Raw genomic sequence first — 15,659 nt, forward strand, 5'->3', positions numbered from 1 at the left:
ATTTTATAAAAAAGGCTAGAGAAAGAGAGGGGACATATTTATGCTGCATTCATTAAAGGCCATACAATCATACAAGTCAGGTAATACGCCGGAAGCCCAGCAGTTATGGCTGCAACTGCTGGCAGCAGCGGAGAAACCCCATATTAACCTCGAACGCATTCATTCCATTGCCGAACTTGAGGGAACAAATCCGGTACTGGAGTACACCGAGCGTACACTGCATGTGTTGGAGGAGCTTCAGGTTTCTTTTTGGGTGCGAGAAATTCTGGAAGACGTATTAACCTGGTCAGAGACGGCGAAGGCCGGATCACGGGAGCAACGGCGGGTATGGCAAAAGCAGGGCGTTAACTTGTTTGTACACAATGTGGGGTCCGCTCAGTTATATGACTTATACGCAGTGGCAGAGCACCTGGATAATGACATCGATAAGACCAAGGAGACGAGTATATATCAACTTGGTTCTCCGAGTGGTGCTCTAAGTAACAATGCGGATATAAGCGAGCATGATGCGCTGAATACACACACTCCAAGGCATGAGATTATACGTACTCTAATTGCTACACATGGACTTATTGGTCAATACATACGGGGTGAGATTCCATTTGCCGAAAATGCTCCGCTTCACGGCTTGATCGTCAAAGGATGGCTTGCTACAGATGAATTGCACACCATACTGATGGCATTAAATGAGTGCATTATTGCAGGCGTTGATCGAGCGTTATGGAATCAGGTTCAGGCTGAGGTACAGCGAATTGTAGGCTGGATTATCACCGGACCGAATCATGAGGACTGGAGCGTGAAGGAACGGTTATCCCGCTTAAGAAGTTCATCCATTCGGCAAGGAGAAGCTATGGATACGGCTTATGCCAGGCTCCAAACGGAACTGGATGTAGAACAGGCGCTGGCTCCGCTGGCTCATCGCACATTATGGTATGTGGAGTCGGCCATGCAGGATTTTTCGTTGCAGGAGATGGTGAAAGTGTTCCTGTTGACACTTCGCAGCGAGAGAATGCATCCAACATCCATGGAGAGTCGATCTGAAATCGTTCGCCATATCAGCTTTGAACCATTGATGAATACGATGTATTACGACTATAAGGGCGTCAAGAAGCTCAATATTTACAAGAAACGAATGATTGAAAAATATTTGGAACAGTATTCGTGGGAACAGATTGTGGCAGGGGAGCAGATCGTCTATCCCCATCTAACCCATCGCATTGAACGTCATACGGATCTGCCGGATACATTATTCGTGACCTTCGAATTTTCTCCGGCTGCCGAGAAGCTGATTGCATTCTGTATTGAAGCGGAGAAGTCGCCGTTATACGAGAAGGCTGTACTGCTGTTATTTGACCTGTTCGGATTACGCCGGGATGCGTATGATCGTTTCCACAACGAAGAGACGTATTTGTCCGATATGAACAGCTCCGGTGATTACAAAAAAGTACTGCTCGACTATATCGTTGGTAAACGAGTACTGGATATTGGTCCAGGTGGAGGAATTCTGCTGGATCTGATTGAGCAGGAAAAACCGGAAGTGGAGCCGATTGGTATCGATATCTCAGCCAATGTCATTGAAGCGCTGGAACGCAAAAAACAACGTGAGGGACATCGCTGGCAAGTGATGAAGGGCGATGCCCTACAACTGGAGCAATATGTGCAGCCGGGCACAGTGGATACGGTTATTTTTTCATCCATTCTGCATGAATTATATTCATATATTGAACTGGACGGTCGAAGATTTAATTCCGATACGGTTGTAGCAGCGCTGAGAAGTTCATTCCGTGTGCTGTCACCTGGAGGAAGAATTCTGATTCGGGATGGGATCATGAGTGAGCCGGAGGCGCAGAAGCGCCGGATTCGTTTCCTGGAACCGGATGGGATGCGCTGGCTGGAGCGGTATGCAGAGGATTTTCAGGGACGTGCAATTCAATATGAGCGGGTCTCAGACAATGAGGTCGTATTGCCGATCAACGATGCAATGGAGTTTCTCTACACCTATACGTGGGGCGAAGAGGCATACGTGCATGAAATTCAGGAACAGTTCGGTATATTCACGCCGACAGCCTATGAGAACTGTATTCGAGAAGCGCTGGGTGAACAAGCCGAGATGATTACGTTCCGACATTTTCTCCAGGAGGGGTACACGGAAGCACTTGGAGAACGAATGATCTTCATGAAGGAAAATGGTGAGCCTGCGCCTTTGCCAGACAGTACCTGCCTGATTGTCATTGAGAAGAAAAAAGGGTTGGCGGATGAATGATGAGTGAGGCCAGTACGTTTTTGTATTTTGTCAGACATGCGGAGTCTCGATATGTTGAAGGACAGGAACGCGAGCGTGGACTGACAGAGCAAGGTCATCAAGATGCGGGAACGGTTGCCAGTCTGCTCCATGGGGAGCAGATTCAACTGTTTTATTCTAGCCCCTACAGGCGAGCGGTAGATACGATTCAGATTCTGGCAGATTGGTCAGATGGAATTGTGGTGACAGAGGAGGATTTGCGTGAACGCCAGTTGTCGAGTTCAGATGTGAAGCATGCTAATTTTCGTGAAGCCAAGCAGCAGTTGTATCGTGATCCTACGTATGCGTATTCAGGTGGGGAGTCTGGTGCACAGGCTCGCTCAAGGGCAGTAGCGGTAATCGAGAAAATTTTGGATAAACATGTGGGTCACAAGGTAGTCATCGGAACCCATGGAGATGTAATGACACTTATTTTACAACACTATGATTCTTCCTACGGTTATGATTTCTGGGAGAAGACTACGATGCCGGATATCTATAAGTTGCAGTTTGATGGAACGCGCAAGTTGGTCCAGGTCACCCGATTGTGGGAGTGACAGAGTTATATATGAGAAATGCATTTGCCAGAATGATAGTGGGGAGGAGTGAGTTGGCCGATGAAAATTACGCTGTTGCCTGATACATACTTTATTGAAAATCTAAGCGTATCTTCATTACAGGATAGAATGTACTGCATATTTGATCTCGAAGGTACAGGCATTAATCCGTCTCTACGGATTTTCTGATTCGGTATTACGATCTGAATACAGATGGAATTCACAGGCACAATGCTTTGGCAGATTGTGGTGTGATCGCTGGTATCTTTGAAAGTATCCTTAGCGAATATGAGGAACTTCAATTGGATCATTTTACAGCCGATCCAAAGCAGATGATGAAACGTTTCGTTATACCAGAGATGTATCTGACTTGACGAGGAACTGGAGGAGAGATCAATGAGCAAAACGGATGTGGAGAAGCTACTGTTGGATCTTAACGAGGGACGGATTCTGACTCAGCAGACATTCGAAGGATTGGATGTGGAAATTTACTTGGATGAAAGGGATGCTTCTGCATTTGCTGACGAGTGGATGCAAGCTTTTGTACGATGGGCTCAAGATACCGCGGTAGCTGAAGAAGAGGTGCTGCGCGCATGCAGGGAACAGGCGTTTAAACAGACTTTGGCTCTCACCGGCGAACCTGAGTTAGCGGGGTATGTGAGTGATGATATGGGTTTAATTGGTGCTGCATTGTTACAGGGTACGGCGAACGATTTCTTTGTGGATCAGTTGTTGGAAAGTTATCGTCAAGGCAGGTTGCCCCTGCGATAAGCGGGGGAGGACCAACAGGGTTGTTTTCGTTTGTATAAAAAAACAACATCAAATGTACATTGTGGGTCGGCTGAGGCATAAGGTACAATTCACCTAAGCAATCGATGAGAATGATAATCATTATATGTGAGATATTCTCACGGTTACATCAACAGATCACATAGGGGTGAAGGGTAACATGGTAGGTTTAGTTAAAAGTTTCAAAGGGTGGACGATTACATTACTGCTCATGGGTCTGGTTATTTCAGGATGTAGTACAAATACCGCTACGAATGCGGAACAGACTCCTGCAACTGAAAGTGCAGCTTCTGGAGAAAATACTACTGAAACCGAGACAGAGCCTGCTACACGGGTTGTACAGGATGAATTTGGAGATGTGACGATTCCGGTTCAACCACAGCGGATTGCTGGAATATATGTGGAGGATTATCTGAAGGCGCTCGATATTACACCTGTAGTGCAGTGGTATCATCCTTTGTGGGGTGTACAGGATTATTTAGGACTGGATGTTCCGCAATTTGACACCACAGGGAGCATTGAAGCTTTGTTGGCATATGATCCGGATCTCATCATTGTAGATGGTGGAGTGGATATGGAGAAATATGAGATGTATTCCAAGGTGGCACCGACGTATCGCTTGCCTGAGAGCGTATTGCAGGATTCGAATCAAATTTTGAAAACTATTGCCGATGTTGTGGGTAAACCGGAAAAGGGTGAAGAAGTTGCTACGGCATTCGGAGCTAAGGTTGCAGATGCTAAGGCGAAGTTGCAGGAAGCGGTTGGAGACGAGACCGTCGCAGTTGTCCGGTTGAATGTTAACGATGATACACTGGCGTTGTTCGGTGTGAAGAATCGATTTACCGGATTTATTTATTCGGAGCTTGGTCTAACACCTCATCCTCTGGTTAGCAAGATGGAAGAATATCAGGAAATCTTGTCTGAGGAGGCCATCCCGCAACTTGATGCGGATCATCTTATTATTTTCCCTTCCAATGGAGAATGGTCATCCCCTGAGAACAAGGAAGCTTTGAAGGTACTTGACAGCAAGTTGTGGCAGTCGCTTCCAGCGGTTAAGAACAATCAGGTGTATATCATGGAAAGAGCACATTGGCAATCAGGTGCGATTACAGCAAATTCCATGAAAATTGATGATCTGTTGGAAAAAATGACTCCATAATTGAATCGATTACTTAAAGAAAGTTCTTCAGCCAGGGTTGAAGAGCTTTCTTTTTTCGTATACACTATTTTAAATGATAATAATTCTCAGTTAAGGACGATGAACATGTGCCCCACGATAATACAACTGATTCCCAAGCCCTGGCTATGCTCACTTCAGCATATGGAATACGTAGATCACCATCAATCTCATATCGATAAACGTTTGTTATACAGAATGTCGTCTTCACACGCTATATTCGTTGTAACGTCTGGGAAAGGTTCAATAGTTTGCTCAGATCGGGAATCTCATCTGGAAAAAGGAATGATTATGTTTGTTCCGGCTGGAACATCCGTTAAAATAGAAGGTTCGTCTTGGAGAGAAAGTGAATTGCAGTACTATAAGCTTGATCTAATGGTGGCTGAGCTAAAAGAAGATATTTCGAACGCTTTGTCTAGAAGAAACACGGAGGAGCAGCAGGAACTTTCCCAAAGTCCAGATTCTCCGACATTATTACCGCCGCTTATGCAACTCAGCTTCAGTCCGTGGAGTTCCTGTCTGGAAGCCTTGGAACAAATACTGCGTCAACAGATCACTAGCGATTGGATCGAGCAATGGGAGGTACAGCTTCGTTTCCAGGAGTGGTTCCGTGCCTTGCTTCGCCAGAGTGCCTCCGAAACAGAAGTGCCTGATGATCGTGCCCGTCTTCAAAGTTCAATTCGTTATATTGGCGACCACTATGATCAGACGATAACCGTGGATGAGCTCGCGGCAGATATTGGTCTTACCAGAGCCAGCTACACTCGACAATTTAAAAGGATTACAGGCAAGCTTCCCCTTGATTATGTAAATGCGGTTCGGCTGGAGCGCTCGAAACAACTATTGCAGCTGACGGATGATCGCATCCATGAAATTGCACAGAATGTGGGCTTTAGCAGTGAGTATTATTTTGGTCGCCGTTTCAAGCAATATGCTGGTATTTCACCTGGATTGTATCGCCGTCATCATCGTCAAGATGTTCGTGTCTTTGCCCCGTATCTGGAAGACTTTGTGTTGGCTCTTGGCGTAAAACCCGTATTGCAATGTTCGCATCACTCCTGGGGTAGACAGCATTATTTGGGGTTGGATGACGTACCTGAATTTGATGTGAGTCAGATGGATGCGCAGTTTAATCTGGGCAATGTACCTGATTTTATCATGCTGGACAAGGGATATGATCGATGGAATCTGGACCGCTTCGAGCAGGTAGCACCTACGTTTTACGTGGAACATCTGGGAGAAGATTGGCGCTCCATCTTGAGATCAACCGCCGATGTGTTGGGAAAGGTGAATCGGGTTCAAGATGTAATTGGTGCGTATGAGGACAAGGCAATGGAAGCTAAGAGTCGGTTATCACGTTATATGCGTGGTCAGACGGTAGCTTTTTTACGCATATCTGCTTCGGATATTACTCTCTATGGGGATCAGCAGGGCTACGTTGGCCCTGTAATATATCATGATCTTGGACTGACTCCGCACTCCCGTGTGCAGCAATGGACAAGACACGAGCGGAGGATTTTCATTGGGTTGGAGCAGTTAAGTCAGCTTAATGCGGATCACTTGTTGATTACATTTGACACTGGAAATTCTGCTAAACCTGGAGATGAGCGCGAACTGCTCGATAGGGATGAATGGAAACGTCTGCCTGCGGTGAAGAGCGGCAATGTGTATGAGGTGGACTTTATGTCGTGGATGAATTACGGTGTGATCTCACATGGGAAGAAGATTGAGGATGTACTGAGGTTTATGGCTTGAGGGATCGCATCCTGGTGCACCAATTTAAGATGGAAGAAATGTCATAGGGTTAAGACGCTATTTCTTAGCAGTGTTCCGCGAGGTAAATGGAGACATGAGAGACCCGAAAGCAGAAGGATAAGTGTGGTAGTTTGGGAAAAATAATTCCGAAGACAATGGTAAAAGGGGTTGTCAGTATTTTGATGGCGGCCCTCTTATTTTGTTTGAAAGGATGAGTTTATGGATGTTGTATCTGAAGTTTTTACTCAAATAGGTCAAACTGCAGTGATAGTGGGTGGGGCTGGTTGGCTTACAAAGTCCATATTTTCTAGTTGGCTCAATAAAAATGTTGAATCCCACAAATCCGAATTAAATAAATCAGTGGAGCAATATAAGTATGAAATTCAAAGAGAGTTGCAGTTGCATCAAATTAGAAATATTAAATTGCATAATGATCGGGCAGAAGTGATAAAAATTATGTATAGCCATTTAGTGAAAATGGAGCATTGGTTGGTGCAAACTTTTTGGCCAAAAGAGTACATAGGGCCATTAAACCTTGAAGATAGAGCAAAAGAGGCATACAAAGCTGTTGGAGAATTTCTGAGGTTTTATCAGCTTAATAAGATATTTTTCGGTAAGTCTACTTGCGAAAGTATAGATATGCTAATTAAGGAGTCCTTGCGTATTATAGAAGCTATGAGAGATTCATTAATAGACGGCACTGAAGACTCGCAAGTAAGACAAAAAGATGTATGGCACGATGCATGGAACTCTATAAATGCATCCATACCTCATTTGAAAGAAGAGTTAGAGAATGATTTCAGACAATTAATGGGGGTACTTTAACTTCAATTATACATAAGGCTTTTTTTTTCGTATCTCTATGTATCTTATTAGATGCAATGTAATTAAACTCAGTTTTTATGAATAGAAACGAGTATTTTGTGAAGTGTAAAATCCAATAAAAAATAAAATTTCAAGAAATTAGCTGATATTTATAGATCAGCAAGTTTATGTTTAGACGTTAATCTGGAAGGTCGCTATAGTTAGTTCAAGAATAATGAATAAGGAGATTAACGATGAAAAAAAATTGTTTGGCGTTTATGACTGTTTTGCTTATAGTACTGTTGTTTTCTCAGTCGACAACAAGAGCGGCATCTCCATTGAGTAATAAGGTAGATGGCATGCTTGGATTTTCTCCACCTACAGGAACTGAAGTTAAGGCAAGTAGTGAGTATTCTATTTACGTTGCGAAAAATGTAATTGATAGGAAATTAAAAAACGAATGGAATGCTGGTACATATAATGGTAGCATAGAGCTTAAATTTCCCGAGCCAACTGAGTTAAACTTTGTTCATATTAGCACTGCAGCAGAGCCTATTAGAGCGGTTTCATATCAAATATATGGTCTAAAGGATGGAAAATGGACCGCTATAAGTCAAAAAGAAACACAATCATTATCAGAAAGGTTCAACACACCTCCGCCAATTAAAGTTACACAAGGAAAATACGAAGGAATAAAGATTGATGGAGAAGGTGGGTCTTCTTGGTTGGCAATTGATGAGATAACTTTAGGTATTTTAGAAGATATTAGATTAAATGGTTCCGTTAAAGGAACGACTGCCACCTTAAATTGGAATACAATAAATGATGCAACAGGATATAAACTGCAATATGGTACTGATTCATGGAGTTATAAAGATTCGGTTACAATTGAAGGGAAAGAAAGTTCAGTTTACCAAGTGCCTAATTTAGAATACGGTAAAACTTACTACTTTCAAATTGTTGCCATATTTAATGGAGTGGAAACCGTAATTTCCAATGAAGTTGTATTAGCTGTGAATGAGAAGGAGACCGACACTCCAACACCAGAACAACCTCCTGGCGACCGTGCGATTCTCGTCGTTACCATGACAACGGGCTTGGAGAAGGAATTCGACCTAAGCTTGAAAGAAGTGAATGATTTCATCGACTGGTATGAAGCCAAGCAAGCTGGAAGCGGAAAAGCTTCGTATGCGATCGATAAACACGACAACAACAAAGGGCCATTTAAGAGTCGGAAGGATTATATCCTGTTTGATCGGGTGTTGACGTTTGAGGTAAGTGAATACTAAAAAATGTGAAGTTCCTCCAGCTTAGCTGAAGGGGCTTCTTTTTGCTTCCCAGTGAAATGCAACTGCTCGAAAGGCTTGTTTCATCTTATTTTAGTGTAACGTTTACAAAAAAAAAGGATAACGAGCACAAAATGCAAAAGCGGATGTCCTTGACTGAACGATTGTGACATACCATTAGAGTGAAGGCTGATCTGTAACGCAGGGATTGAAGTCTTCAAGCATAGCCATGAATGGCGGATGGGAGAGCTGTAATGACAAAACGGGTAATTCTGTTGGAAGAAGGTACGGCAGAGATGAAAGGGCTAATGGGCAGTAAAGGGGCTGATCTTGCAGAGCTAATCCATGCAGGGTGGTCTGTCCCGGCCGGATTTGTAGTCACAACGGAATGCTGTCGCGAGTTCTGTACCCGTCTTGGACATCTTTCCGGTGAAGGAGAGGAAGAGATTATTAACGCTATCCGGCATCTGGAACAGCAAACCGGGAAGTTCTTCGGACATTCGGAGAATCCGCTACTACTCGCGGTACGTACGGACCAGGATCGAGCCTCAGCAACTGCGACACGATCACTGCTCAATGTTGGTCTGAATGATATTACTGTGGAAGGACTCGCACGTCAAACCGGTGATCGGTTGTATGCACTCCAATGTTATCTAGATTACTTAAAGGAATATGGACAGCTGGTATATGCAATTCCGTCTGAATTTTTCACAGAAATATCGAGTCACGTCAAGGGTCGGGATGAAACGGAACTTGAATTAACCATTACCGAATTTAAATATTTAATTGAAGGGGAGGGGCGTAACCCTTTTCCTCAAGATGTTCAACTTCAATTCAAAGAAGCAGTACGTGCGGTATATCATTCACAGCGTATTAAAGCATCCAGATCTCAGGACGAGATCATGCGTAAATCATATTACATCTCTTCGGAGCAAAGCGCTCCTGTTCTTATACAGACGATGATGCATGGAAAATGTGGAGAATCAAGCGGGACAGGAACAATATATACGTGTAACCCACTTACAGGAGAAAAGGGAATTACAGGACAATATGTCCCAACCGGGAACGCGAGCCAAACAGATCACAGCCTGGAGCGTTTACGGAATGACGAACCTGAGCTGTACACAAGTTTGCTGGAGATAGGTAGCCAGCTGGAGACGCATAAGGGAGAAGTGCAGGAAATCACCTTTGTGATTGAATCCGGCGCGTTGTATGTTGTGCAGACCCAGCCCGCACGATTATCCTCAACAGCCACACTGAGGAGTACTGTGGATTTTGTCCATGAAGGACTCCTCACCAAGGAGGATGCACTTCTTCGCATCGAACCTGCGCATATCACGGAAGTGTTGAAGCAACACTACACAGATTCTAACAGCGAAGCGAGCAATGGACATCTGCCCGTACAGATCCAGCCAGTAACTAATGATGAATGTCCAGCTTATAACAACTCAGATTCACTTTTATCAGCAGATCTGCAACTACTGCTCAATTGGGCTGATGAAGTGAAAGAGTTGAAGGTACTGGCCAATGTAGATCATCCACAGGATGCCATGACAGCACGGCTACAAGGGGCCGAGGGAATAGGTCTATGCCGGACGGAGAACATGCTGTTATCGCCTGCGCGGTTACCATTTGTACAAAAAATGATCCTGGCAGACAGTGAATCCGAACGCAGGCGTGGTTTGGAGCGTCTGTTGCCGATGCAGCAGTCTGATTTTGAACAGATATTCGAAGCGATGGATGGATATCCGGTAACGATACGTTTGCTGGATTCGCCGTTGCATGAACTGTTACCGGATCTGGGAGTGTTGGAGAAACGACGTGAGTGGTTACAAGCAGAGGAGTGGCAGGAGCAAAAAGACCATCAGATTGAACTGGAGGAACTGGAGCGTGTCATTCGCAGAGTCAGTGAATTGCATGAACATAATCCGACATTGGAGCAACAGGCTTGTCGGCTGAGTACGGTGTTCCCGGAGATCGTTGATATGCAGCTGGAAGCGATATTCCGCGCAGCGGTGAAAGGCATCCGGCAAGGCTGGTGGGTACGTCCCGAGATTATGATCCCGCACATCGGTCATGTGCATGAACTTCAGGTGATGAGAGATCTGGTGGATCATGTGGCTGACCAAGTGCTGGGTGAGGAGAAGCGGCATTGTCACTATAGAGTGGGGGCCATGATCGAAGCTCCGAGAGCGGCGCTGACGGCGACACACATTGCTCGCCAGGCTGACTTTTTCTCGTTTGGCACGGATGAGCTGACAGAGATGACATTTGGATATAGTCGTCATGAAGCTGAGAAGCGGCTCCTTCTCCTTCAACGTGATACGGACTCTCGTCCGATAACGAATAATCCATTTCATGTGCTGGACATTGAGGGAGTCGGACAACTGATCGAGATGGCTGTCGTCCAAGGTCGAATTCGAAAACCTCATCTGAAGACAGGGATCTGTGGAGAAAATGTTGTGGACCTGGAGTCGATTACGTTCTGCCACCGCATTGGTCTGGATTACGTAAGTTGTTTGCCTGAACAGATCCCTTATGCACGAATTGCTGCTGCACAAGCAGCCATTAAGGGACAGAGAGAGGGAGCGGACACGCAGAACACGGATATCTCTACAATTGCGTAACGATCACTCTGTCCTACACGGAACTTCCATGGAATAGCAACCAGAAAACTGTTATACTGAAATATACGTTTTGTAAAAGGAACGTAAAATTTCAGGGTAAGGGTTGAAAGCGACCATGTATAATTCCAAAAATGAACGAACTTCATCACGGACCTTATTCGCCGTGTTATTCATTCTTATGCTGCTCAAGCTGTCACTACTGCGGTATTTCTTTTTCCAGGGTCTGTCCGGCATCGGTCTGTTAACTGACGCATTAGGTGCATTAACGTTGGTATGCCTGCTGGATCTGATCGTGCCCAAAGGCTGGAAGCGAGCAGTATACGGGGGATTCAATATTCTGTTTTCTCTGGTTCTGTTCGCGGCTACGCTGTATAACGTTCATTTCAGTTCGGTACCTACCTATACCGTGCTAAGTGAGCTGGGGCAGGTTGCCCAAGTGCGGGGAAGTATCGGACCGCTGGTGCGACCGGAACACTTTCTGTTTTTTGCAGACATCGTACTGGCATTGCCAATATGGTTGATTATGCGCAGACGTGCTGGCGGGCGTAACTACAGCAGTTACCGCGATAGCGGTTTGACGTTTGGCAGAATTCGCAGACGTTACTGGGGCAAACTCGGCGTTGCGCTTACGGCTGCATTCTGCATCGTGCTGTCTGGCAGTTTTATTGTCAAAGGTGAAACGATTGATAACGAGCTGGTTCGAGCCGAGAATCTCGGTTTCCTGAACTATCAGGTATCGTCTGCCATTCTGACGAGCAAAGAAAATGAGGCCATTGCGAATGGCAACATTAACGAAACCATTGCCAAGATCAATGAGCTGGTTAGCCAGTATCCGTATCAGGATACACCAAGTGACGGCACAGCTGTGAAAGCCAAATATTTTGGTCAGGCCAAAGGCAGCAATCTGATCGTACTGCAACTGGAGTCCTTTCAGAATTTCCCGATTAATGCTTCATTAGACGGTCAGGAGTTAACACCGGTACTGAATGATCTGGCCAAAGAAAGCTATTATTTCTCTCATTTTTTCCAACAGATCGGACAGGGAAACACATCAGACGCTGAGTTCATGTCGAACACGTCTATCTATCCAACCGGAGTTGTTCCCATGTCGGCAGGGTACAGTGACCGCGAACTGCCGAGTCTTCCCAAGTTATTGGGGAAAGAGGGATATGAGTCCGAGACGTACCACGTCAATGACGTCACCTTCTGGAACCGGAACAAGATGTATCCGGCACTCGGATTCACTCGTTACTTCGACAAGCCCAGCTTTGAGAATGACAGATTCAATGACTTTGGACCATCGGATGAAGAGTTGTACCGTGTAGGTGTGGAAAAAATGACTGCGCATCAGGCTGCGAATCAGCCGTTCTATGCTCAGTTCATTACGGCATCGAGCCACTCGCCGTTTACGGTTCCCGCTGATCGCGCACGGATCACGATTCCTGCGACCATTACGAACAAACTGCTTCACGATTATCTGCAAGCGATCAACTATACGGATTATGCCATCGGTCAACTCATTAATGAGTTGAAGGCGAATGGATTATGGGATAATACTACTTTAGTGCTCTACGGAGACCACTTTGGTCTGCCTGCTGACGAAGAGATTACACAGCAGATTCAGGCCAATCTGGGCGTCCCGTATGATGGCAAAGTAAGTCGTTTCAACATTCCGTTAATGATTCATACGCCGAAACAGACCAAAGGACAAGTGATTGAGCAGCCAGGCGGTCAGTTGGATATGTTGCCAACGATCATGAACCTGATGGGAGTTTCCCTTCAAGATGAGAAATTCACTGCCTTCGGACATGATCTGCTCAACATGGACCACAATGCCTTTGGTATCCGGTATTACTTGCCAACGGGTTCATTTGTCAACGATGACATTATGTTTATCCCGGGTGCGGGCTTTGACGATGGAACAGCCTATTCGCTGAAGACATACGAGCCGGTAACGGATTTGGAACCGTATCGTGCCGATTATGAACATGTGCTCAGCCTGATGAAACTGTCTGACGAGTATGTGAAGTTGTTACCAAAACGTGCACCATAAGTTATTATTTCTCCAATAGTAGTTAGTAAAAACGTCACCGGTCTAAGAACTGGTGGCGTTTTTTGCATGTTTCTTGCACAAGTGTGGTAATAAAGAGAATAACTAAAGTTTGAAACTGTAATAATTAATGTTACAATGTAATGAGCAAGAATGAAGTGAGCAAGAGCGCGTAATATACGCAGATCTCATATTCACAGCACTTATGAACCTAACAGACGAGAGGATTGAATATATATGAAGCTGAGTGTACTCGAACATGGACATATCAATGAAGGACGAAGTGTACAGGATACGTTGCAGGAAACGGTGAAACTCGCACAACATGCGGATCAATTGGGGTACTCCCGTTTCTGGATGTCGGAGCATCACGGTAGTGGTGCACTGTCATTCTCCAGTCCTGAAGTTATGATTGCACATGTGGCTGCACATACGGATCGAATTCGCGTAGGTTCCGGTGGCGTTATGCTTCCTCATTATAGTGCCTATAAGGTTGCAGAGAATTTCCGTCTGCTGGAAGCTTTGCATCCGGGACGGATTGACCTTGGGATTGGCAGAGCACCGGGCGGCATGCCGATTGCCAGCAGAGCTCTGAATGAAGGCAAATCATCGAATGTACAATTTTTCCCGCAACAGATCGCGGATCTGGGCGGATACTTCCACGAGCAGTTGCCCGAGGATCATCGGTTCGCATCCCTGGTAGCCGGACCATCGGTTCCAACGGTTCCTGAAGTATGGTTGCTGGGTTCCAGCTCCGAAGGTGCTAGAATTGCTGCAGCGCAAGGGACATCGTATGCGTTTGCCCAATTCTTCGGAACACCAGGCGGCGAAGAAGCGATGAAGCATTACCGCAGACATTTCAAGCCGTCTATCCTGAATGACAAACCACATTCAATGATCGCTGTTTCGGCATTCTGCGCGGAGACAGAGGAAGAAGCCGCTGAACTTGCGCGCAGCAATGAACTTTTCTTCTTACGCCTTGGACGAGGTCTTGAACAAAGTTCATTCCCATCTCTGGAGACGGTGAACAACTATCCATACACAGCGATGGAGATGGAACAGATTCGTCAACGTCGTTCTTTTTCCATCGTGGGAACACCGGATCAGGTGAGAGACAAAATTACCGCAATGGCTGAACGCCATGAAGCGGATGAAGTCATTATTGCGTCAGCGGTCCATTCGTTTGAAGCACGTCTGCGCTCATTCGGCTTGATTGCAGAAGCCTTTGGACTCAAGCAGGACTAATGGTGAGCAAGCGGGAATAACTACTCTAAACAGACTGGAATCTTGCTCATGCAAGGTTCCGGTTATACTCTTGCGTGATCAGGGGGAGGAGAGATTCACATGCGCAGATGTGTCATTAGTGATATTCATGGCTGTTACGATGAATTTAATGCACTGCTTAAGCTTGCAGATTATAATCCGCAGCAGGATGAATTGATTTTACTCGGTGATTATGTGGATCGCGGTCCAAGCAGTAAACAGGTCATCGAACAGATTATGCAGCTTCAGCAACAGCACCATATTATAGTGATCAAAGGCAATCACGATGCCATGATGGTCAAGGCGTTAACCCAGGATGTTGAGCAATATGATCAACACTGGATCCGTAATGGTGGATTACAGACGATGGCAAGTTATCTGGATCTGGAGCTTACTTATGATGAGCAACAGATAGATTGGGAAGCTTATGCTGAAGCCAAAAAGTGGATACGTACACACTATGAACACCATCTTCGTTTTCTGGAACAGCTTCCGCTGGTGTACGAGATTCCGGGTTATATTTTTGTGCATGCCGGGATCAACCCGGATATCGAGGATTGGAGAAGCCAGTCCGAGCGGGACTTCATCTGGATTCGTGAATCATTCTATTCCAGACCAACGACGATTAGAGAGACAGTCGTATTTGGACACACCCCCGTGAAGCATTTGCATGATGAGACAGGTATTTGGTTTGACCCGAGCGGAGACAAAATTGGCATTGATGGTGGTTGTGCCTACGGAGCACAATTGAACCTGCTGGAGATTAGCGAAGACGGCAGTCTACAGACCTTTTTTGTACGGCAAGGGCAGAGCGCGGAAGAGCCTGAGATTTAATGTTTTCGTTGCGTATCAGAGTTTCGTATGCTAATTTATAAGGTTGTACGATGGAGTAAATAGGATACATACCATATCGACTTGAGGGTAATGAACCAAGCTTGGCTATTTTCCAAAATGACTTGCCTGAGAATGATTTGCAATTAATTCGCTGTAAAGGGATTGGAATTAAGCCTTATTAGCGCTATAATCAGTAGGGTATGATTGAAATATGACATATATTTTCTATATAAGTT

At 45.3% G+C, this 15,659-nt stretch carries 12 protein-coding genes; all 12 read left to right on the forward strand.

The genetic code is table 11. The annotated features are described in order from the left end of the window. Nucleotides 1-40: 40 nt before the first annotated feature. Nucleotides 41-2,263 carry a class I SAM-dependent methyltransferase gene (locus MHH25_RS12755; RefSeq protein ID WP_340020135.1) on the forward strand — a complete coding sequence of 741 codons (2,223 nt, stop codon included), beginning with the start codon at nt 41-43 and terminating at the stop codon, nt 2,261-2,263. Then, nucleotides 2,260-2,838: a histidine phosphatase family protein gene (locus MHH25_RS12760; RefSeq protein WP_235193796.1), complete on the forward strand. Its 579-nt coding sequence runs from the start codon at nt 2,260-2,262 to the stop codon at nt 2,836-2,838. Before MHH25_RS12755 ends, MHH25_RS12760 begins: the two co-directional genes overlap by 4 nt. Nucleotides 2,839-2,898: 60 nt before the next feature. Continuing rightward, nucleotides 2,899-3,027, forward strand: coding sequence for a hypothetical protein (locus MHH25_RS12765; RefSeq protein ID WP_268745225.1), 129 nt, complete (start codon nt 2,899-2,901; stop codon nt 3,025-3,027). A 207-nt stretch (nt 3,028-3,234) separates the two neighbouring features. Next, nucleotides 3,235-3,609, forward strand: a complete 375-nt coding sequence (locus tag MHH25_RS12770) for a hypothetical protein (RefSeq protein WP_053061528.1) — start codon at nt 3,235-3,237, stop codon at nt 3,607-3,609. A 178-nt stretch (nt 3,610-3,787) separates the two neighbouring features. Then, a complete protein-coding gene (locus MHH25_RS12775; protein ID WP_339199189.1) occupies nt 3,788-4,786 on the forward strand; it encodes an ABC transporter substrate-binding protein in 999 nt (332 codons plus the stop codon). Between the two features lie 216 nt (nt 4,787-5,002). Beyond that, nucleotides 5,003-6,559: a helix-turn-helix domain-containing protein gene (locus tag MHH25_RS12780; RefSeq protein WP_340020496.1), complete on the forward strand. Its 1,557-nt coding sequence runs from the start codon at nt 5,003-5,005 to the stop codon at nt 6,557-6,559. Between the two features lie 219 nt (nt 6,560-6,778). Continuing rightward, nucleotides 6,779-7,384, forward strand: coding sequence for a hypothetical protein (locus tag MHH25_RS12785; RefSeq protein ID WP_339199191.1), 606 nt, complete (start codon nt 6,779-6,781; stop codon nt 7,382-7,384). 233 nt (nt 7,385-7,617) lie between these two features. Further along, nucleotides 7,618-8,652, forward strand: a complete 1,035-nt coding sequence (locus MHH25_RS12790; RefSeq protein ID WP_340020136.1) for a fibronectin type III domain-containing protein — start codon at nt 7,618-7,620, stop codon at nt 8,650-8,652. Between the two features lie 251 nt (nt 8,653-8,903). Continuing rightward, the gene (locus MHH25_RS12795) at nt 8,904-11,276 is read left to right on the forward strand and encodes a putative PEP-binding protein (RefSeq protein ID WP_339199197.1); all 2,373 of its coding nucleotides are present in this window, start codon (nt 8,904-8,906) and stop codon (nt 11,274-11,276) included. A gap of 115 nt (nt 11,277-11,391) precedes the next feature. Continuing rightward, nucleotides 11,392-13,329, forward strand: a complete 1,938-nt coding sequence (locus MHH25_RS12800) for an LTA synthase family protein (protein WP_339199200.1) — start codon at nt 11,392-11,394, stop codon at nt 13,327-13,329. A gap of 234 nt (nt 13,330-13,563) precedes the next feature. Beyond that, nucleotides 13,564-14,571 (forward strand): LLM class flavin-dependent oxidoreductase, encoded by a 1,008-nt coding sequence (locus MHH25_RS12805; protein ID WP_339199203.1) that lies wholly within the window; start codon nt 13,564-13,566, stop codon nt 14,569-14,571. A gap of 99 nt (nt 14,572-14,670) precedes the next feature. After that, on the forward strand, nt 14,671-15,423 hold the full coding sequence (locus tag MHH25_RS12810) for a metallophosphoesterase family protein (protein WP_339199206.1): 753 nt from the start codon (nt 14,671-14,673) through the stop codon (nt 15,421-15,423). Nucleotides 15,424-15,659: the final 236 nt, after the last annotated feature.

This window comes from Paenibacillus sp. FSL H3-0457 (genome assembly GCF_037981725.1).
In the GTDB taxonomy this organism is placed as follows: domain Bacteria; phylum Bacillota; class Bacilli; order Paenibacillales; family Paenibacillaceae; genus Paenibacillus; species Paenibacillus amylolyticus.

Bases quoted from the DNA above. Each gene is read 5' to 3' on its own strand.
- MHH25_RS12800 (WP_339199200.1), top strand. From the start codon at position 11,392: ATGTATAATTCCAAAAATGAACGAACTTCATCACGGACCTTATTCGCC.
- MHH25_RS12760 (WP_235193796.1), top strand. From the start codon at position 2,260: ATGATGAGTGAGGCCAGTACGTTTTTGTATTTTGTCAGACATGCGGAG.
- MHH25_RS12780 (WP_340020496.1), top strand. From the start codon at position 5,003: ATGTCGTCTTCACACGCTATATTCGTTGTAACGTCTGGGAAAGGTTCA.
- MHH25_RS12790 (WP_340020136.1), top strand. From the start codon at position 7,618: ATGAAAAAAAATTGTTTGGCGTTTATGACTGTTTTGCTTATAGTACTG.
- MHH25_RS12755 (WP_340020135.1), top strand. From the start codon at position 41: ATGCTGCATTCATTAAAGGCCATACAATCATACAAGTCAGGTAATACG.
- MHH25_RS12775 (WP_339199189.1), top strand. From the start codon at position 3,788: ATGGTAGGTTTAGTTAAAAGTTTCAAAGGGTGGACGATTACATTACTG.
- MHH25_RS12810 (WP_339199206.1), top strand. From the start codon at position 14,671: ATGCGCAGATGTGTCATTAGTGATATTCATGGCTGTTACGATGAATTT.
- MHH25_RS12765 (WP_268745225.1), top strand. From the start codon at position 2,899: ATGAAAATTACGCTGTTGCCTGATACATACTTTATTGAAAATCTAAGC.
- MHH25_RS12785 (WP_339199191.1), top strand. From the start codon at position 6,779: ATGGATGTTGTATCTGAAGTTTTTACTCAAATAGGTCAAACTGCAGTG.
- MHH25_RS12770 (WP_053061528.1), top strand. From the start codon at position 3,235: ATGAGCAAAACGGATGTGGAGAAGCTACTGTTGGATCTTAACGAGGGA.
- MHH25_RS12795 (WP_339199197.1), top strand. From the start codon at position 8,904: ATGACAAAACGGGTAATTCTGTTGGAAGAAGGTACGGCAGAGATGAAA.
- MHH25_RS12805 (WP_339199203.1), top strand. From the start codon at position 13,564: ATGAAGCTGAGTGTACTCGAACATGGACATATCAATGAAGGACGAAGT.